Origin of the sequence: Vibrio aerogenes (assembly GCF_024346755.1) — a bacterium.
In the GTDB taxonomy this organism is placed as follows: domain Bacteria; phylum Pseudomonadota; class Gammaproteobacteria; order Enterobacterales; family Vibrionaceae; genus Vibrio; species Vibrio aerogenes.
On record NZ_AP024861.1, the window covers coordinates 2,430,447 to 2,448,217 of the forward strand.

Genomic DNA, 17,771 nt, shown 5'->3' on the forward strand with positions numbered 1-17,771 from the left:
TGACCCGCAGCAGCTGCCCTATTCATCTTTTGTCTTTGGATGTTGCTGCTTCACCTGCGCAATTTCACGAAATGCCGCCGTCTGCAAAAAGTGCGAGCGATCTTTATAAGCCGGATGCTGTTTGACCAGATTATCAATTTTCTTTAGCAGCAATTTGGGTAACGTGACGTTCTTTTTCACTGCTCCCCCCAGATAAGGCTCAAGATCAATGTCAATCACAGCCCACGCCCAGCCCTGATAAGCTTCATCTTTCTGCCAGTCAGACAAAGACCCGGCCGATGGTGGCACCTGTTCATGCTCGGCTAAATCTTCAAGATAAAATTCAACGGCTTCTCTGGCATTGGCTAACGCTTCTTCTAATGTATCCCCCGCCGAGAAACACCCCGGTAAATCAGGAAATACCACGCTGTAAGCGTATTCTGCATCTCCGGTTTCAATCGCAACTGGATATAACATATTTGGCTCCTTTCTTGTTCTTCTGACTGATTGGATTAATGGGTATATAACCCTGCCTGCTGCATTAATTTTTTCACCAGTCCAATCTTTAAATCTTTCTTTGGATGCGGAACAATCACCGGATACTGAAACTCAGGATGCCGGAATTTATGGTGGCTGCCTCTGATACCGATCAGTTCCCACCCGTTTTTATGCAAAAGTTTTATCAACTCAGTACTACTCATTCAAACCTCCCTGAGAGCACCAGGGGTTACTATAACCCCATATAATAATAATGACAACATAAATAACCCTGATAACTCCAAAAAATTCTCATTGTCGCTATTATTTCAACATGACCTGAATAAATTTTGTTGCAACGCAAGAGCGTTCACGTCTCGTGTGAATTCAAAAAAATAAGGAAAAATGGAACAAAAGTTGTGTAGGAAAACAGACTCAGACCATACTTTACTGACATGAACAGCAACGCTGAATCCAGCTTTTTTATTCAGGGAGTTCCCAATGCCGATCGCACATTGCATCCTTTCACCTGATTTGCAGCCAGCAGAAAATCCACCGGACCTGATTGGACGCTGGGGGAAGTACGCCGGAAAAGAAACCTCAGACATGACGGTAACATTTACCCGCAGTGAGAAGCAGTTTGGTCATCCGTATGCCGTCATCGCAACGCTATTTCTGCCTTCCCTGTGGTCTGCAAGCGCAATGAACGCACTGCAAACCGGGCTGTCTGAGGCACTGGCGGTCTGTTTTTCCATCGAGCCGGCGCAGATTCTGGTCATGACTTCGGTGATTGAGTCCGGGTTGGTGGTTGAAGGTGGAGAGGTAGTGATGTGGTGATGGGTCGCAGGGGAAGTCACTGAAGGAAGGATGAGGACAGGCAGCGCCGACTTCTGAACACCTCATCCAGCTAAAACAGTCTTTGAATAAAGAAAAACAGAATGATCTGTTTTTCCCATCAAACCTGTATCAACTGTGTCCTAACAGACTGATTTTATTGCTAAGCTGATAAACCGGATAAAGATGAATCCAATTTACCGGCTTTCTTGTTAATTGGGTCTGTCTATTTTAATTTTAGCTAATGCACTTCCACCCTTTGTAACATTTTATTACTGCTCGAAAATCTCTTTTTCCTTTTCATATATGACTTCGGCATCGAGTCGCTTGAACAATCTGCTACAATCTTCTGCAAATTGCTTCAGCACCTCCAATACGCATCCATCTACGTTTTCTACTGACATCGTACCAGTAGGCTCGACTAGAATATTGCCACAACCAATAATTTCCATATCAGCCGCATCTACTACATCAATCAATTCCCCAACAAATTTCTCAGGGCTTATTAACTGTTTTTGGTATGCCAAGTAAAGAAAACCTAGGAGTAACTGATTGTAGCGGTCGCCCAAGATTTCCCCGGTTTCTAACAAACAGTCTCTTAGAACGTTAGATACTTCATCCTCTGACGAAGCAGTAGTTAAACTAATCAACCAATCCTTCGGACATGTTGAGAGACCAATAAGTCTCTCAGACCACTGTCGAAAGAAACTAATATTGACGTAATTAGATTCTAAACACGCATATAAAACTACAAATATCGAGTCCATTAACTTTCTCCGTTAATTTCCAAAGTTCCCTGGCCAGGTTTTCTTACCCGTTGCAGGATCTTTAAGGTTCTGTCCCGTTGCCGGATCCCTTCTGTGGTGATGTGGGTTTGGATGAAACTGATCACTCTTTGGATCTGAATATCCATGGTGGCTGCGATGCGTCTGACCTACGCGCCTTCCGTATTCGTCATAATGGGTAGTGCTGTGATAGGTACCTCCCCCCCTCTGTCAGAATAGTTGCCACTGTTAAAAATTAACCAGTCATAGGGGAGGTTAAAGAGGAATGATGACCCGCTATTCACCAGAAAGAAAAGAAGCGATCCTGAAAAAAATGTTACCCCCACATTCACTTTCTGTCGCTCAACTGGCAAAAGAAGAAGGGATTTGTGAAGCAACCCTGTACAATTGGCGAAAAGCATTCAGAGAATCAGGAGTCGTTTTGCCAGACAGTCATACTTCATCTTCACAATGGTCCGCACAAACCAAACTGGCCGTTGTTGCCGACACCCTTTCTATGACTGAAGCAGAGCTCAGTCAGTACTGCCGTGAAAAAGGCCTGTACCCTGAGCAGGTTCATCAGTGGCGCAGTGAATGTATGCAGGGCTTTATGTCGGCTAAAGAAAGGGAAGCGGAAGCGAAAAAACAGGCAAAGGCCGATAAACAGGAAATCAAAGCCCTGAAAAAAGAGCTGCGACATAAAGAAAAAGCACTCGCTGAAACTGCAGCTTTACTGGTGCTGAGAAAAAAGCTCAGAGCCTTTTACGGGGAAGATCCCGGGGACGACTGACCTCAACCGAAGACAGGAAAAGTCTCATAGCACTGATCCATGAAGCCTGCCAGAGTGGTTGCCGGTTAATCAGAGCCTGTGATGAAGCGCAGATTGATTTACGGACTTACCGCCGCTGGTATCAGGGTGGAAAGGTTCAGGCCGATCAAAGACCACAGGCATTGAGACCGGCGCCGGTCAACAAGCTTTCAGAGCAGGAACGAAGGGCGATTATCGACATCTGTAATACTGCAGAATATGCCAGTCTGCCGCCCGCGCAGATTGTTCCGGCCTTGTTGGATAAAGGAGAATATATTGCCAGTGAATCGAGTTTTTACCGGGTCTTAAAAGCAGCAGGACAGCTGACCGGGAGAGGTCGCCAGAAGAGCCGACAAAAAGTTGTAAAACCAACGAGTTATACTGCGACACAGCCAAATCAGGTCCACACCTGGGATATCACCTATCTGCCTTCAACGGTACGTGGTCAGTTTTACTACCTGTATCTGATTGAAGATATTTACAGCCGGAAAATCGTGGGTTATGAGGTGCATGAAACCGAATGTGGTGAGTTGGCGTCAGAATTATTGCAACGGACAGTGTTCCGGGAAAAATGTTTTCAACAGGCGTTGGTCCTGCACTCAGATAACGGCAGCCCGATGAAGTCCCTGACACTGAAAGCAAAAATGGAAGAGCTTGGCGTGCTCTCTTCTTACAGCCGTCCGCGGGTGAGTAATGATAACCCTTATGTGGAATCGCTGTTCCGGACGTTGAAATATATCCCGCAATGGCCATCAAATGGATTTAGAAGTCTGAACGATGCCAGAGAATGGGTAGAGCGATTCGTTCAGTGGTATAACACGGAGCACAAACACAGTGCGCTCAATTACGTGACGCCAGATGAGCGTCATCATGGAAAAGACAAACAGATTTTAGAAAACCGCAAACAGGTCTTGATGTTACACCGAGAGGCGAATCCAGCGCGCTGGTCAGGAAATATCAGGAACTGTGAGCCAGTTGGTAAGGTTGAATTAAACCCGGACAAAACACCAGAAATTGACGAAGAAAAAGCAGCTTAAATATTAAGCAGATGATGACAACTATCTTGAAAAACACCGCTCCTTTCGAACTAGGCTTATCCATGTTTACAGTCCGTATTCCACGAAACTTGAAGAAACTTGAATGAGGACAGACGCTTTTAATCTTTCAAACTTGAATGAGGACAGACGCTTTTAATCTTTAGCAGCAATTTGAGTAACGTGACGTTCTTTTTCACTGCTCCCCCAGATAAGGCTCAAGATCAATGTCAATCACAGCCCACGCCCAGCCCTGATAAGCTTCATCTTTCTGCCAGTCAGACAGACACCACTACAGAAAACACTACAGAGGACAGGCAACAAAAACTGGAGTCCCTCCCCGGATCATTCAAGAACTCACATCACACTATATCAGTCTCAAAACTTGAATGAGGACAGACGCTTTTAATCTTTCAAACTTGAATGAGGACAGACGCTTTTAATCTTTAGCAGCAATTTGAGTAACGTGACGTTCTTTTTCACTGCTCCCCCAGATAAGGCTCAAGATCAATGTCAATCACAGCCCACGCCCAGCCCTGATAAGCTTCATCTTTCTGCCAGTCAGACAGACACCACTACAGAGGACAGGCAACAAAAACTGGAGTCCCTCCCCGGATCATTCAAGAACTCACATCACACTATATCAGTCTCATATTACACTGATTTTTCACTCTTAGTGACAAATCACCCGCATCCTGCTCAATCCGGCTTTTCATTCTCTTTTTTCTGCGGCAAGCTCTTTCTATTCATTCACTAATTCTCTGAATCCAATGACCACTGCCCGTTCACAACTGATATCACTCGATGTCACACCGTATTACCACTGCGTCTCCCGCTGTGTCCGGCGGTCGTTTCTGTGTGGAGAAGATTCGGTGACGGGAAGATCGTATGAACACAGGCGGGACTGGCTGGAAAAACGGATTCTGAAACTGGCAACTATCTATTGCATCGATATTTGTTCTTATGCTGTGATGTCCAATCACTATCATTTAGTCGTTCATATCAGTCGACCAAAAGCAAAATCGTTGACGACAGAAGAAATCATTGAACGCTGGCAGCAGGAGCATCAGTTACCGCCGTTGATTCAGCGCTTCATCAAGCGACAACTCACCAGCAAAGCCGAAGTCAAACGCTGCGAACAAATCATTCAGCAGTGGCGGGAACGATTGTATTCCCTGAGCTGGATGATGAAAGAATTGAATTTTGACATCGCACTGCAAGCCAACCGGGAAGATGGCTGCACTGGCCACTTTTGGGAAGGCAGGTTTAAGTCTTATGCGCTTTTGGATGAAGCGGCTTTGCTCGCGGCGATGACTTACACCGATCTCAATCCTGTTCGGGCAAAAATCGCTGACTCACCGGAAACTTCAGAATACACGTCACTGAAAAAACGACTGGACGCGCTGGAAAAGAATCAACCCACACCTTACGGTCTGTATCCGTTTATTGGCGATGAACATCTGGAGCAACCGGATGGGATTCCCTTCCGGCTGATGAATTATATTGAGTGGGTTGATTTCGCCGGTCGCCAGATCCGCGACGATAAACGTGGCTATATCGACGAACATCAACCCACAATTCTTAGTCGCTTATCACTCAATCAAACCGAACCCCTGAAGCTCGTCACTAATCTTGAACGAAAGCGAAAACGATGGATTGGCAGCACTGAGCATCTCATTCAGGCAAAACAGCATCTGAATAAATCACGGATCGACGGTTTAAAAATTTAAACCGTCGGCTTTACTTGTCTGAAAAACAGAATAATCTGTTTTTCCCATCAAACCCGCATCAATTGTGCCCTAAAAGACTGATTTCTATTGCAGCTGAGCCGATAAACCGGATAAAGCTGAATCCAATTTATCGGCTTTATTTTTAATTAGGTCTGTCCTTTTTATTTGTTCTTTTTATTTGTTGTTTTTTATTTGTTTTTTAGTGAACTAGCCAATATAAACCAGCCTTTCTTTCAATTAGATGGTTTTCTATTAAACTATCAAAAGATTTCTGAATAGTTTTCATATCAGCGAACTCCGGAAAATCAGAACTTACGTCTGCGTTATCACAAACAAAGGACCATAACCGCCAAACATCAAAACCACCCACTTGGCACTCAGAGTCAAATTCAAAGTCAACTTCAAAATCAGGGGAGACAATACAACAACCTGAACCATGAAAATGATATGACCATCCTTCATTCAAATTACCCTGAATAGGGATTTTGTTAGAACGCCAATCACTTAAATCACCTAACTTCAATAGACTAGACAAAGTACTTGAAGATGAATTTACCGCTTTAATATATATATTAATGAGTTGTAGCAACAACTGATTTTGACAAGTACTAGTATTGGGAGTATTCAAGATCTTTCTCCGTTTTATAACCTCTAAATGGCAAACCGACTTCCTCGGCTGGAACATCTTTAAAACCTTTTTGTTTAGCTAAAGCCAATCTGTGATGACCATCAACTACATATTTTTTCTCACCGCGCTGCACATATCTTATTGAATTGGTAATTTCCCCAGCAGCATCAATTTCTTTATTAAGTCTTTTCATTTGTTTTCTTGATTTAGTAATTGGCTGAGTCGGTGTCAAATCGTCAGGCCTTACTATATGAACACAATAGATTTAAAAGACTTCACACTCTTAAACGACTTACTACGCGCAATACCAGCTACAATCGCGGCAGCACCATAGGCTTTATCTAATACATCATCGCTGACCTCTAAGCCTTGTGCACTCAGTGATTCACTGATATGCGCACCACCACTATGATAATACCTGCCTGCAACGGTCATACCGGCCCGAACATCGTCTGAAACATGTACCTTAGCCCAGTTTTTTACTCCCAGCCCGAAGGCATCTCCCCAATCTTGCAAACGGGAAAAAATACCTTCGCCAAAACTATCCAACGAAGAAGCTTTCTCCTGAGAGTCACCAGTGCGACTGTCAGTACTATTGCTATTGCTATTGCTATTGCTATTGCTATTGCTATTATCATGCCCGTTATCATTGTTAGAGATATAGTGATTTCTGGTGTATGTGTTGAAAGGATTGCGGTGTAACCTGTTGATTGATCTCGCCAGATCAACAACCAACAGGAGATACACCGCATGGGCGATAATAACGTGACTCAACTTCATAAGCCAGAGAATCTACTTAATGAGCTGCTAAAACAAGGCGCACAGCAGTTACTGGCTCAGGCAATTGAAGCGGAAGTTCAGGAATTGCTGGCACAGTTTGAAACACTTGAACTGAATGGCAAGCAAGCTGTGGTTCGTAACGGCCATTTACCTGAAAGAACAATTCAGACCGGATTGGGCGAGCTCCCGGTCAAAGTGCCAAAGGTCAGGGATCGCACTGGTAACGGGATTAAATTCAACAGTTCACTGATCCCGCCTTACCTGAAGCGCACGCAGAATATTGAGGAATTGGTCCCCTGGCTGTGGTTGATGGTTACCGGGAATCGGCAGACAGCTGGCAGGAAGTGTTGGCCCAGCTTGATTCGCAGGGACTGAAGATTGCACCAGAGCTGATGATTGGCGATGGTGCATTAGGACTGTGGAATGCAGTAACCAAACACTGGCCGACAACACGGCATCAGCGTTGTTGAGTCCATAAGACTGCGATTATATTAAATAACGTGCCCAAAGCAGTTCAGCCCAAAATGAAAGAATCACTTCAGGATATCTGGATGGCAGAAACGCGCTCCGGTGCGTATAAAGCCTTCGGATTATTCGAGAAAAAGTATGGTGCGAAATACCCCAAAGCCACGGAATTTCTGGTGAAAGACAAAGCTGAAATGCTGGCGTTTTATGACTTTCCGGCCGAGCACTGGACGCATATTCGCACCACAAATCCGATTGAATCTCTGTTTGCTACAGTCAGATTGAGAACACATAAAACCAAGAACTGCGGGAGCCGGAAAACCACGCTAACGATGGCGTTTAAGTTGATGAAAACAGCAGAAGAGAATTGGCGAAAACTCAGGGGATTTAAATTACTGGCGGATGTTATCAAAGGCGTGAAATTCAATGATGGCGTCCGCGACAACGAGACAGATCAACAGGATACAAAGCAAGTGGCTGAACACCAGATTTGACTATAGCTCACAGGAGAAGTTATTAGAACTCAGAGAGTATGGAAAGCTGACGGAAGCAAGAAATATACTCAGAGGCAAGACTATGAAGGCAAACCTTTAAAAGACCAGTCTCATCAGACAGGACATTTTGTTGGGGCGTTTATTGGCCCACATCAAGGCAATAATTAATATGAATTTATTAAGCAATGTTAACCTAGACGGTATCAACTTTCATCCAGACGGAAGAACCATAGAACTTGAATTTATCGATATGGATGAGGGGGATAGTGTTGGAACAATAAAGTGCACTCAGGTATTTATTTGTCATTATCAAAATACATTTGAATATGATGATGGATTTGCTTGCTATGTTGGTGAGGTTGAGTGTCATGAGATAATATCTGAAGATATTGTAAGCTTATTAGAAAAGCACAACTATGGTTTTACCGGAAATTCTGGAGGAATTTATAAACCTGTTGAAGATTCCTTATTCAAGCTTCATTTAGAAAGCGGAGAGATTTTGTTAGATGTTATCTGTGGTGATGTTGAGTTTAATAAAGCTTGATCTTTATACACTGCTATTGAAATACCAAAGCCCTTCGGGGCTTTTTCTTTGCCCACAAACCATCCCCCTCTGACTGGTTAATTTTTAACAGTGGCAACTATTCTGACAGAGGGGGGAGTGCACCGTAAGCGAACCACTACAATCTGTCTCTAAAGTTGCACTTGGGACACATGAGTTGAATTAGTAACTATTTCTTATATATCCAATTACAATCACTAAATAGATTTTCTATATCTTTCAAACGACAATCTTCGAGCATAATCGAAAATACATCTTTATCACCAGTGTGGGAACCAGAAACCATTCTAATCTGACCATCCGTTATAATAGGGAATAGATATGATGTGTATATTTTTTCATGTAAATAAGTTTTTATAGAAATAACTATTTTTTTTGCATCTTGTTCATGTATCAAGTAAGCCAGAGATGGTTTCTTATTTTCACCAAAAAATTTTGCGGTTACAGGATTTATCTGTGAAGAATAATATTTCATTACTATAAATATAAGTTTAAATATTTTATTCACACCGCTATCAATATCAGTATTTACATTAATATCAGGCTCATACCTAAACTTGTATACCACTATAGGTGAGTTCTTTAATCTGGAGATTTCAGACAAACAAATAACCGACTCAGGAACAACCTGACATCCAAATACATCAATCAAACTCTGATGCTTTGTGACCAATTTTTTTTCTTGTTCTGCCCACACAGGAGAGGATAATACACACAATGTCATCCCACCCAGTAAAAAAGCAGCCAGATAATATTTAATTATTTTCATCATATTGGACTTACCAAACTTTATGTCATACTGAATATAAAGGACTTTTACCATTTCGAATACTTTCATGAAAATTGTCCAGACCAAAATCTTTCTACTGCGACCAATGATCTGCTCCAGTCAGACTGGACACTTCATTAAGCGACATTTTTTTGTTCAAAGTTAACTGGGCTTAGATACCCAAGAGCACGGTGCCTTCTCGTACGATTATAATCTACCTCAATGTACTCGAAGACCGTTTGGCGCATCTCGTCACTGGTCATGAACGGCTCGTATTGGATTGCTTCAACTTTCATCGAATGGAAATAACTCCCCCAAAACGCAAACAAATACAATAGCACGCTATATGTTTTCTTCAGCATAAGTCCTTAGCCCTGATAAAATAATTAATGATATAGATAATCAGACTCTTTTAGTCTCGTATTGATTAACTCTGTAATTTCAGGATCAGAGAGATCTTGCTTTATGTCGACTAAAGCATCTCTGGTTTGACTACCACTAATAAATGCCAACATATCTATAGCAGTTTTCTGAAGGCCTTTATCATTTTTTGCAGAAAAAACAATATGTTTAAGATAAGGAATAAATATTTTGTCATTAAAAGGGACGGTTGCATACACAGCTTGCCCAATTACTAATTTATCCTTCGACTGTAGAGCCTCTATTACATATTTGATGATTTTATTCTTTTCATCTTCAGGAGTATCCCCCGTTAAGACAGAGATCAATAAGAGTTTGAAAAATTTAGCATTTCTTTTTATAAATCTTGAGTCATAACTATCAATGCAATCAACTAATCTTATATAGTCATTAAACTTAAAATGATCATTCTCAATAATATTATCAATTTCAATGAGATAACGTAGTTCCTCAGTTTCTCTTTCTATACCAAATATCTTCTCAGAAAGTTCAGACTGTTCAATATTAATATTTGAGTATTGACCAATCACATCACAAGCATCTTTTGCATAAGAAACACCACATAGTATGATCGTTACCACACCAGTAACCAGGAGTTGGAAAACTAACATGTGTATCTTCATAAACTGTTTCCTTCCATTTATCGTTAACATCAACTATTGAGTCGTTATATGCTATGTCCCCTGTGTGTCAATCCAAAAGAAAATCCACATCATATCAGGAGGCAGATTTTGAACGGCCCAACCCCCGGCGATAAAGAACCGATGAAAGGTTTTCCACAGATCGGTTTTGTCAAAAACTTTATCTCAAATCCAAATATTCAGGTCGGTGATTATACCTATTATGATGACCCAGATGGTCCGGAGCACTTCGAATCCCGTGTTTTGTACCATTTCCCGTTTATTGGTGACCAGCTCATCATCGGGAAATTCTGTGCCATTGCGAGAAACATCACTTTTATCATGAACGGTGCAAATCATAGTATGACCGGGTTCTCCACCTATCCTTTTTATATCTTTGGTCAGGGATGGGAGAAAGCCGCCCCGACAGCCGAATCTCAATCTTATAAGGGGGATACGGTGATTGGCAATGATGTCTGGCTGGGTTATGACGTAACCATTATGCCCGGAATCAGGATTGGTCACGGAGCCATTATCGCAGCGAAATCAGTGGTGACCCATGACATTCCGCCTTACAGCATTGCCGGTGGTCATCCGGCCAGTGTGATTCGGTATCGGTTCGATCAGGCAACAATAGAAACTCTGCTGGAAATTGCGTGGTGGGACTGGCCGGCTGAAAAAATCACAGCCAACCTGGAAGCGATTGTTAATCGCGATCCTCAGGCCCTGCGTCAGGCTGCGGACAGCGACCACCATCCTGAGCATGTTTGATTCTCTCCGGTAGCAACGCATCCGGATAGCCATCAACAAAATCGCGTTGGCGGGCCTGAGCGGCCAGAGAACGCAGAATTTCAAGCTGTGTTTTCAGCGGGTGCTTATCTATCAGCTCATGAATATTATAGTTCGCAGCAAACCATGGTAAACAATCATACCACTGCGAAGATAAGATAAGGGATAACAGGTCCACCTGCCGGATATCATGATCCGGAAGCATCCTGCAAAATGCTTCCGGTGTCATCAATCTTTCGTTATAGCAATGATCCAGCCCCAGAGACGGTCTGGCAGCCAGCAATTTGAGCACATTCGCCCGTAGCATGGGTGATGCATACCACAGCAATTCCGTCAATTCTGTTTGCCCGTAGGGTGTATCAAAATCAATCAGTTGATAACGTTCGCAAATGTGCAGCAACTCATCGATCTGCCGCGGAGAAAGCAGAACCGGCAGTTCCATCAGACGAATGAAATGTTCCAGATCGGCATGGGCTTTCTCCGGCAGTGACTCTTCATCAGGTCTTTGCTCCATCATTTGCTGGTACAGACAGCGGCTGAGTAGTTGCAACAATGCCTGATCGAAATAGCAGATTTTCAGCGCCGGATAAGCAGATTGCAGTGCTATATAAAAAATTTGTTCCCGCAGTGGTTTAATCAGTTTCAGCGCAGGTTCAATGCTGACCGACAGATCCCCACCCTGTCCGTCAACCTGCTCTCTCAGATAGCGCGCAAAAAACGGTGCCAGTACCTGACGAATGTCATCTTTCTGTTCAAGCGCATCAATCACAGACTCAAGCAGATATGCGGTCGCTGCAACCCGCTTTAATCCATGTGGTGCCAATACGGTTGTCAACATTTCAATATCAGCAATCTGACGGTCAACCGACTGTAACTTATCCAGAAAAAAGTGTCCCAGCATCCGGCAGACTTTACCCGGCGCCATATTCAGCCATAAGCTTAAAAACCGGCTGCACCATGCTGAAACCGGCGATGCCGGATATTCACCGACCACCAGCGCACTGACCAGCAACTTCTGGCTATCTTCTTCAAAGTCATTCAGAAACTGATAATAGATCTGCGTGTCAGACACGGAATATGCCCGCTGCTCACGGTCAAGCCAGCAATTCATCCGGTCAATCACATCTTCCTGTGCTTCATGCTCACCCGACAGATAAGCTGCCAGATAACGATAATCCCGCAACATCTGGGAATCATGTTCCTGTGTCTTTTCTGGAAGCGGGAAAGCACTGTATGCAGCCAGTTGTTCCAGAATCAGTCCGGGTAAATACCGGTTGAGATAATCGAGCGCAAACGCAGTGATTGCGTCTTCACATTCACGTCTGCGGTCATGATGCACGATACCAGCCAGTAAAGCAGCCATGGTCGCTCCGGGTATGGCATCATCAGAAGCCAGGGACCGGATCACCGGTTCTGCCTCATCCCGGCAGGCACAAACTAATGCGTAGCAACGCTTGAAATGAGCCGACTCAAGAATACCTCGATAATCACTGATATCTTTGACCAGCCGGGTAAAAAGATGAGCCCAGTCACCATGATAGCGGAGCATAAACTCGGGCTCAGACAATACCTGATAATCATCAACGATCAAAAGCTTTAATCCGGCCGGGAAAGGATGTAATTGATTCCAGCGGTGAATCACATCCAGCAGACGCAGTAACTTCTGTTGATTTTGTCCCCGCTCCTCTTCTGTCAGTGAATCTTTGCACCAGTCATCCAGCACGCCCTGTAAAACCGGAACAATTTCACTGTTCAGGGAATCATACGGACCAAGATTCAGCCTGATGAAATCCAGCAGCGCAAAGTGTTTTTGCGCGGTCATATCACGAATATCAAATGCAGTGACACATGCCGGCACATCAGGATAGTTGCCATTGTCGATATAAGCCCAAATCTGATCGCCCTGTTCAAAAACACCGGTAATAAATGCTTTCCAGTGATGAATACCGGACCCGCTGACATAATGATCCGGGCAATAAATATCGTCTGCCAGTGGATGTGCACCACCAATCGGATGGGACAAAGCCTGCTCAATCGCGGCTTTGAGCGTGCTGGCAACCTCTCGTGCCGGGCTATCGATAAACATGACATCCAGCGTCTGTTCCGGATGCTCTTCCGGTAAATAATCTTCATCCTGATACGGATACAACACCGATAGTAAGAAGCTGTCCAGCGGGTTGTCGAGATAATAGCGTGGATCGTCATCCTGCAGATAAGGCTGCTCAGCAAATCGCTGTGTCAATATCGACTTAAACGCAGCAAATTCATCGGGTTGGGTGCGGAAAATATTCAGTAATGATGTCTGTTGTAACAGCTTATCCTGGCTGGTTTGACGCTGATTGTACTGCTGCAGACTCTCCGGACTGAACATCCGGGCTCTGGCATGCGGGTTATCACAGTAACAAAAAACTTTCAGGGTTTCGCGGGTATATCCCAGATAACTCACCAGTAAAGCAGGTAATTCTTCCCCTCCGGATAAATGTTCACTGTCCCAGTAAGGCACAATAAAACTCCCCAGCAAATAGGCATAACGGGGATAGCACAGGCCAATCATAAACAGCGCCATCCCACCGGCAACCTGCCTTTCCGATAAGCGCATCCGGGTCGGATCATTCATTTGCCGGGAGACCTGACAAATCACCTGCGCAGTTTCGTACAGGGCTTGTTGCAGTCCGGGAAACTGACAGGCCCGGAGAAAGAAAACCGTCTCCGGCGTAAGCCCTGTCTCAGACAATAACGCTTCAGGGCGACAGTCCGGATGATCAGGTGAAGAGAGCCGATAATAGTCAAACACAGCCTGACCTGCCAGACTACGGGACAGTAAACCAATGGTATCATCGGCTTCGGGGAGCACCTCGAACTGAATCTGGCAGTATCCGTGCTTAAACGCAGATTTAAGCTTCAGGTAATGGCGATAGTCAGCCAGGCCGGCTTCAATCGATACCGGCGAGTGGGGATCATAACGAATAGTCAATGATAATGAATCAGTATATTCAGCCATAAACCTGCGGAAAGTCGCTTATTTATAGCTATTTATGATATGGCATAAAGTGATTCAACGCCAAGCCTGACCGCACAATGCTGACGAAAACAGTGACCTGTAAGGAAAAACAGGGCTAAAAGGCAGTTCAAAAGACAAAAAGATGCATGAAGACGTGTGAAAACAAAAACATCAAATACAAATAAAGAAGCGTCACCGCTTCTTTATTGGGAGATTAATTTTTATTGGGAGATTGATTGTTTGATTCAGAGAATCAGTTAATGCGCTGACGCCCCAACAGAGAGTGAGACAACGTTGTACCGTCCACCAGCTCAAGCTCACCACCCACCGGCACACCATGAGCAATCCGGCTTGCAGACACCTGATGTGCCTGACACAGGTCAGCGATATAATGCGCCGTTGCTTCTCCCTCAACCGTCGGATTAGTGGCCAGAATCACCTCCGTGATATCCCCCTGTTGCAGGCGATAATCAAAGATATCCAGACCAATATCTCCGGGGCCAATGCCGTCCAGCGGTGATAAATGTCCCATCAGCACAAAATACCGGCCGGAAAACATACCGGTTGCTTCCACGGCAGAAATATCCGCCGGACTCTCAACCACACACAACTGACCATTTTCACGACGCTTTGGATTTTTACAGATATGACATACATCATCTTCAGTAAACGTCCGGCACTCCTGACAATGACCAATGTCAGTCATTGCCCGGTTCAGCGTATCCGCCAGTTTCAGTCCGCCCTGTCGTTCCCGCTGCAACAAATGAAAAGCCATTCGCTGCGCTGATTTCGGGCCGACGCCGGGCAGACAGCGCAGTGCGTCAATCAGTTGTTCAAGTAAAGGACTGGTTCGCATGAATGATCTGCTGAATTAAAATGGCATTTTCATGCCTGGTGGTAACTGCATACCGCCAGTCAGCGCAGACATTTTTTCCTGCTGGGTTTCTTCCACCCGGCGCGCTGCATCATTGAACGCTGCTGCAATCAGATCTTCCAGCATTTCTTTGTCGTCTTCCATCAGACTGTCATCGATTTCAACACGACGCACGCTGTGGCTGCCGGTGATCGTCACTTTCACCAGACCTGCACCGGCTTCACCTGTGACTTCCATCGTTGCAATTTGTTCCTGAAGCTTTTGCATCTGCTCTTGCATCTGCTGGGCCTGTTTCATCAGGTTGCCCATTCCACCTTTACCACCAAACATGTTTATTTCTCACAATTGATATGTTTCACATACTGTGGGGATGATTCTCTTTCGATTCAACCCCCGGATTTCGATTCTTTGACTCAGAGCGGACGAACTGACGATTTATCAAGCTGAGCCTGAAAACGTTCTTCAATCCAGCGAATATTCGGATCCGCATTTAAGCTCTCGAGCGCCTTGCTCAGTTTTTCCTGATAGCGGGCTTCCCGTCTTTCCAGCGGTGTAATACCTTCATCACCGATGGTGACCACCAGCTTACGGGATGTCCCTGTCAGCTGATTTAACGCTTCATTGAGCGTAGCCTGTGCTTTTTCAGTATTCAAGTGCGCCTGATTTGCCCGTAATGTCAGCTGAACCACCTGATCCTGCTGCTGATAAGAAGAATTCAGTGCCAGCTGCTCCACCATTTTCGGGATTGAAAGCTGACTGATCATCGCCGCCCATTCATCCTGTTCAATCACTTCCTGCACCAGTTTTGCCGCCATCTCCGGTGTTTTTTCATGTGCCAGAGACTTTTTCAGTTCTGCCGGTGTCAGATGTTTTTCATCTGCCGGTTCGGGTGCATTCTGCGGACGCCACTGATAAGGCTCATCCGGTGCTGGTTCTGTGGCAGTTTCAGCTTCGGGCGACATCACCGGCTGATAACCGGCCTGCTTTTGATTCAGTCGATCAATAATCGACTCAGGCGCCGTTTTTTTACCCGGCGCAGATGATGTCGCTTCAGACTTTTTTGGCGTATCTTGCGCTTTTTTACCCGAGAGACGTTGGGAACGCAGCTGATGCCTCAGACCAAGTAACGGGCTTTTTGGCGCTGCCGGTTCCGGTGCTTCTTCAGGTTGTGAAGCGGTTTCAGCATGCTGTTCCGGAGGCGGCATATCCTGTGGTGGCATTTCCTGTGGAATGTCCTGAGATAGCATGTCCTGAGATAGCATGGCCTCAGAGCGGAAATTCGCCTCGGTTGTAGCCTCATCGCCACCAGCTGAATCAGGGGATGGCGGCACAGATTCAAGAGACTCCGGCCAGTTTACCGGTGTGTCCATGGCTTCTGAAGCCGGAGGCTCTGAAACCGGATCAGACGACATTTCAGGCATACCGGTCACAGCATATTCTGCAGGTCCGGATACCGGCTCAGAAGATGAGATTGTATCCGTTCCGGCCAAGGTGTCCGGCGACGTAGTGACCACAGCATCTTCAGTCACAGGTTGTTCTGGTCTGGTCACTGACCGGGTCTCAGGCGACTCATGCGCCGCACTGACCGCGGGAGAATGGGCCGTCTGAACTGCCGGTTGACGCACTTCAGTGCTGATCGAATGAACCGGAGAAACATCTGCCGGGCGAAATGCGATCATCCGCAGTAAAATCATCTCCAGCCCGGTGCGCGGTGTCGGTGACAGCGGTAAATCTTCCCGGCCTTTTAAGGCAATCTGGTAAAACAGCTGTACATCTTCCGGCGTCAGCACCTGTGCCAGCTGGTGTACTTTCTCAGCATCCGGTAGTGTCTGATCCAGAGAAGCAGGCAGCATCTGATACATGGCAATCCGGTGTAACTGCGCAGACAAAGACTGCAGCAACACATCCCATGCCACACCGTTGGCAGCCAGCGAACTGACACACGCCATCATCTGCCCTGCATCTTTATGGCTCAGCGCCTGAATCAGGTGCAGTGCCTGATCGGTATCAATCGTCCCCAGCATGCCCGCCACGATATCCGGGTCAACCTTGCCATTACCCAGTGCTATCGCCTGATCGGTCAGGCTCAGTGCATCCCGCATACTGCCATCAGCCGCGTGTGCCAGCTGTGCAAGCGCCCGCTGCTGATGCGCAATGCCTTCCGCCTGCAAAATGTGCTCAAGCTGCTGCTCAATGTGCTCAATACTGATAGGTTTGAGATGAAACTGCAGGCACCGGGATAAAATCGTCACTGGCAGCTTTTGCGGATCGGTTGTCGCCAACAGGAATTTGACGTACTCCGGCGGCTCTTCAAGTGTCTTCAGCAAAGCATTAAAACTGTGGCGGGACAGCATGTGAACTTCATCAATCAGATACACTTTAAACCGCCCGCGGGCCGGTTTGTACTGAACGTTATCCAGCAATTCCCGGGTATCTTCTACCCGGGTACGTGAGGCTGCATCTATTTCCAGCAGGTCCACAAAACGTCCCTGCGCAATTTCCTGACAGGCAGCACACTGGCCACAGGGCTGAGCGGTAATACCTGTCTCACAATTCAGCCCTTTGGCGAACAACCGGCCAATGGTCGTTTTACCGACCCCGCGGGTCCCGCTGAACAGATAAGCATGGTGCAACCGGTTTTGTGACAACGCATTTTCCAGCGCAGTTAACACATGGGATTGCCCGACAACTTCGGAAAATTGTCCGGGGCGCCATTTCCTTGCTAATGCCAGATAACTCATGA

At 45.6% G+C, this 17,771-nt stretch carries 17 protein-coding genes and 2 pseudogenes; 6 read left to right on the forward strand and 13 right to left on the reverse strand.

Annotated features, from left to right (window positions below; genetic code table 11):
* Positions 1 to 18: 18 nt before the first annotated feature.
* Both OCV29_RS10770 and OCV29_RS10775 read right to left on the reverse strand, forming a co-directional pair.
* Positions 19 to 456 (reverse strand): type II toxin-antitoxin system HicB family antitoxin, encoded by a 438-nt coding sequence (locus OCV29_RS10770; RefSeq protein WP_073605529.1) that lies wholly within the window; start codon positions 454 to 456, stop codon positions 19 to 21.
* 35 nt (positions 457 to 491) lie between these two features.
* Complete coding sequence (locus OCV29_RS10775) at positions 492 to 680, reverse strand: type II toxin-antitoxin system HicA family toxin (RefSeq protein ID WP_073605530.1); 189 nt, start codon at positions 678 to 680, stop codon at positions 492 to 494.
* Positions 681 to 957: 277 nt separating this feature from the next.
* Here OCV29_RS10775 and OCV29_RS10780 point away from each other — a divergent pair, with 277 nt between their 5' ends.
* Entirely contained in the window at positions 958 to 1,293 is a 336-nt protein-coding gene (locus OCV29_RS10780; protein ID WP_073605531.1) for a hypothetical protein, read from the forward strand.
* 269 nt (positions 1,294 to 1,562) lie between these two features.
* Here OCV29_RS10780 and OCV29_RS10785 read toward each other — a convergent pair whose 3' ends face one another.
* The gene (locus tag OCV29_RS10785) at positions 1,563 to 2,057 is read right to left on the reverse strand and encodes a hypothetical protein (RefSeq protein ID WP_073605532.1); all 495 of its coding nucleotides are present in this window, start codon (positions 2,055 to 2,057) and stop codon (positions 1,563 to 1,565) included.
* Positions 2,058 to 2,343: 286 nt separating this feature from the next.
* Between OCV29_RS10785 and OCV29_RS10790 the strand changes: the two genes are divergently transcribed.
* A protein-coding gene (locus tag OCV29_RS10790) for an IS3 family transposase (protein WP_370737238.1) occupies positions 2,344 to 3,899 on the forward strand; the annotation gives its coding sequence in 2 pieces (ribosomal slippage) (positions 2,344 to 2,797 and positions 2,797 to 3,899; 1,557 coding nt in all).
* Positions 3,900 to 4,666: 767 nt separating this feature from the next.
* Positions 4,667 to 5,626, forward strand: coding sequence for a transposase (locus OCV29_RS10795; protein ID WP_073604097.1), 960 nt, complete (start codon positions 4,667 to 4,669; stop codon positions 5,624 to 5,626).
* Between the two features lie 199 nt (positions 5,627 to 5,825).
* Here the strand turns inward: OCV29_RS10795 and OCV29_RS10800 are convergent, their stop codons facing one another.
* Genes OCV29_RS10800 through OCV29_RS10810 form a run of 3 tightly spaced genes read right to left on the reverse strand, consistent with a single transcriptional unit; the run spans position 5,826 to position 6,770 of the window.
* Positions 5,826 to 6,254 carry a DUF6896 domain-containing protein gene (locus OCV29_RS10800; RefSeq protein ID WP_139281594.1) on the reverse strand — a complete coding sequence of 143 codons (429 nt, stop codon included), beginning with the start codon at positions 6,252 to 6,254 and terminating at the stop codon, positions 5,826 to 5,828.
* A complete protein-coding gene (locus tag OCV29_RS10805) occupies positions 6,235 to 6,447 on the reverse strand; it encodes a ParB N-terminal domain-containing protein (protein ID WP_245796864.1) in 213 nt (70 codons plus the stop codon). The genes OCV29_RS10800 and OCV29_RS10805 overlap by 20 nt, the downstream gene beginning before the upstream one ends.
* 53 nt (positions 6,448 to 6,500) lie before the next feature.
* Positions 6,501 to 6,770: a hypothetical protein gene (locus tag OCV29_RS10810; protein ID WP_261887320.1), complete on the reverse strand. Its 270-nt coding sequence runs from the start codon at positions 6,768 to 6,770 to the stop codon at positions 6,501 to 6,503.
* Positions 6,771 to 7,004: 234 nt separating this feature from the next.
* On the opposite strand from OCV29_RS10810, the pseudogene OCV29_RS10815 reads away from it, so the two are divergent.
* A pseudogene (locus tag OCV29_RS10815) lies at positions 7,005 to 7,993 on the forward strand (IS256 family transposase).
* 130 nt (positions 7,994 to 8,123) lie between these two features.
* Complete coding sequence (locus OCV29_RS10820; RefSeq protein ID WP_139281595.1) at positions 8,124 to 8,537, forward strand: hypothetical protein; 414 nt, start codon at positions 8,124 to 8,126, stop codon at positions 8,535 to 8,537.
* 187 nt (positions 8,538 to 8,724) lie between these two features.
* On the opposite strand, the gene OCV29_RS10825 is transcribed toward OCV29_RS10820, so the two are convergent.
* From OCV29_RS10825 to OCV29_RS10835, 3 genes and pseudogenes are all read right to left on the reverse strand, one after another.
* Entirely contained in the window at positions 8,725 to 9,393 is a 669-nt protein-coding gene (locus tag OCV29_RS10825; RefSeq protein WP_073604101.1) for a hypothetical protein, read from the reverse strand.
* Positions 9,394 to 9,461: 68 nt separating this feature from the next.
* Positions 9,462 to 9,635: pseudogene (locus tag OCV29_RS10830) on the reverse strand (IS3 family transposase); the annotation flags it as partial.
* A 75-nt stretch (positions 9,636 to 9,710) separates the two neighbouring features.
* Entirely contained in the window at positions 9,711 to 10,367 is a 657-nt protein-coding gene (locus tag OCV29_RS10835) for a hypothetical protein (protein ID WP_073604102.1), read from the reverse strand.
* A 141-nt stretch (positions 10,368 to 10,508) separates the two neighbouring features.
* Between OCV29_RS10835 and OCV29_RS10840 the strand changes: the two genes are divergently transcribed.
* The gene (locus tag OCV29_RS10840; RefSeq protein ID WP_370737198.1) at positions 10,509 to 11,135 is read left to right on the forward strand and encodes a CatB-related O-acetyltransferase; all 627 of its coding nucleotides are present in this window, start codon (positions 10,509 to 10,511) and stop codon (positions 11,133 to 11,135) included.
* On the opposite strand, the gene OCV29_RS10845 is transcribed toward OCV29_RS10840, so the two are convergent.
* The 4 genes from OCV29_RS10845 to dnaX form a co-directional block, all read right to left on the reverse strand.
* Positions 11,071 to 14,154: a hypothetical protein gene (locus tag OCV29_RS10845; protein ID WP_073604104.1), complete on the reverse strand. Its 3,084-nt coding sequence runs from the start codon at positions 14,152 to 14,154 to the stop codon at positions 11,071 to 11,073. The genes OCV29_RS10840 and OCV29_RS10845 overlap by 65 nt on opposite strands.
* Before the next feature lie 253 nt (positions 14,155 to 14,407).
* The gene (gene recR / locus OCV29_RS10850; protein WP_073604105.1) at positions 14,408 to 15,010 is read right to left on the reverse strand and encodes a recombination mediator RecR; all 603 of its coding nucleotides are present in this window, start codon (positions 15,008 to 15,010) and stop codon (positions 14,408 to 14,410) included.
* 15 nt (positions 15,011 to 15,025) lie between these two features.
* Positions 15,026 to 15,358, reverse strand: coding sequence for a YbaB/EbfC family nucleoid-associated protein (locus OCV29_RS10855; protein WP_073604106.1), 333 nt, complete (start codon positions 15,356 to 15,358; stop codon positions 15,026 to 15,028).
* A gap of 83 nt (positions 15,359 to 15,441) precedes the next feature.
* Complete coding sequence (gene dnaX / locus OCV29_RS10860) at positions 15,442 to 17,769, reverse strand: DNA polymerase III subunit gamma/tau (protein ID WP_073604107.1); 2,328 nt, start codon at positions 17,767 to 17,769, stop codon at positions 15,442 to 15,444.
* Between the last annotated feature and the right edge of the window lie 2 nt (positions 17,770 to 17,771).

Bases quoted from the DNA above. Each gene is read 5' to 3' on its own strand.
- OCV29_RS10770 (WP_073605529.1), bottom strand. From the start codon at position 456: ATGTTATATCCAGTTGCGATTGAAACCGGAGATGCAGAATACGCTTAC.
- dnaX (WP_073604107.1), bottom strand. From the start codon at position 17,769: ATGAGTTATCTGGCATTAGCAAGGAAATGGCGCCCCGGACAATTTTCC.
- OCV29_RS10785 (WP_073605532.1), bottom strand. From the start codon at position 2,057: ATGGACTCGATATTTGTAGTTTTATATGCGTGTTTAGAATCTAATTAC.
- recR (WP_073604105.1), bottom strand. From the start codon at position 15,010: ATGCGAACCAGTCCTTTACTTGAACAACTGATTGACGCACTGCGCTGT.
- OCV29_RS10795 (WP_073604097.1), top strand. From the start codon at position 4,667: ATGACCACTGCCCGTTCACAACTGATATCACTCGATGTCACACCGTAT.
- OCV29_RS10840 (WP_370737198.1), top strand. From the start codon at position 10,509: ATGAAAGGTTTTCCACAGATCGGTTTTGTCAAAAACTTTATCTCAAAT.
- OCV29_RS10835 (WP_073604102.1), bottom strand. From the start codon at position 10,367: ATGAAGATACACATGTTAGTTTTCCAACTCCTGGTTACTGGTGTGGTA.
- OCV29_RS10775 (WP_073605530.1), bottom strand. From the start codon at position 680: ATGAGTAGTACTGAGTTGATAAAACTTTTGCATAAAAACGGGTGGGAA.
- OCV29_RS10855 (WP_073604106.1), bottom strand. From the start codon at position 15,358: ATGTTTGGTGGTAAAGGTGGAATGGGCAACCTGATGAAACAGGCCCAG.
- OCV29_RS10780 (WP_073605531.1), top strand. From the start codon at position 958: ATGCCGATCGCACATTGCATCCTTTCACCTGATTTGCAGCCAGCAGAA.
- OCV29_RS10845 (WP_073604104.1), bottom strand. From the start codon at position 14,154: ATGGCTGAATATACTGATTCATTATCATTGACTATTCGTTATGATCCC.
- OCV29_RS10805 (WP_245796864.1), bottom strand. From the start codon at position 6,447: ATGAAAAGACTTAATAAAGAAATTGATGCTGCTGGGGAAATTACCAAT.
- OCV29_RS10825 (WP_073604101.1), bottom strand. From the start codon at position 9,393: ATGAAAGTATTCGAAATGGTAAAAGTCCTTTATATTCAGTATGACATA.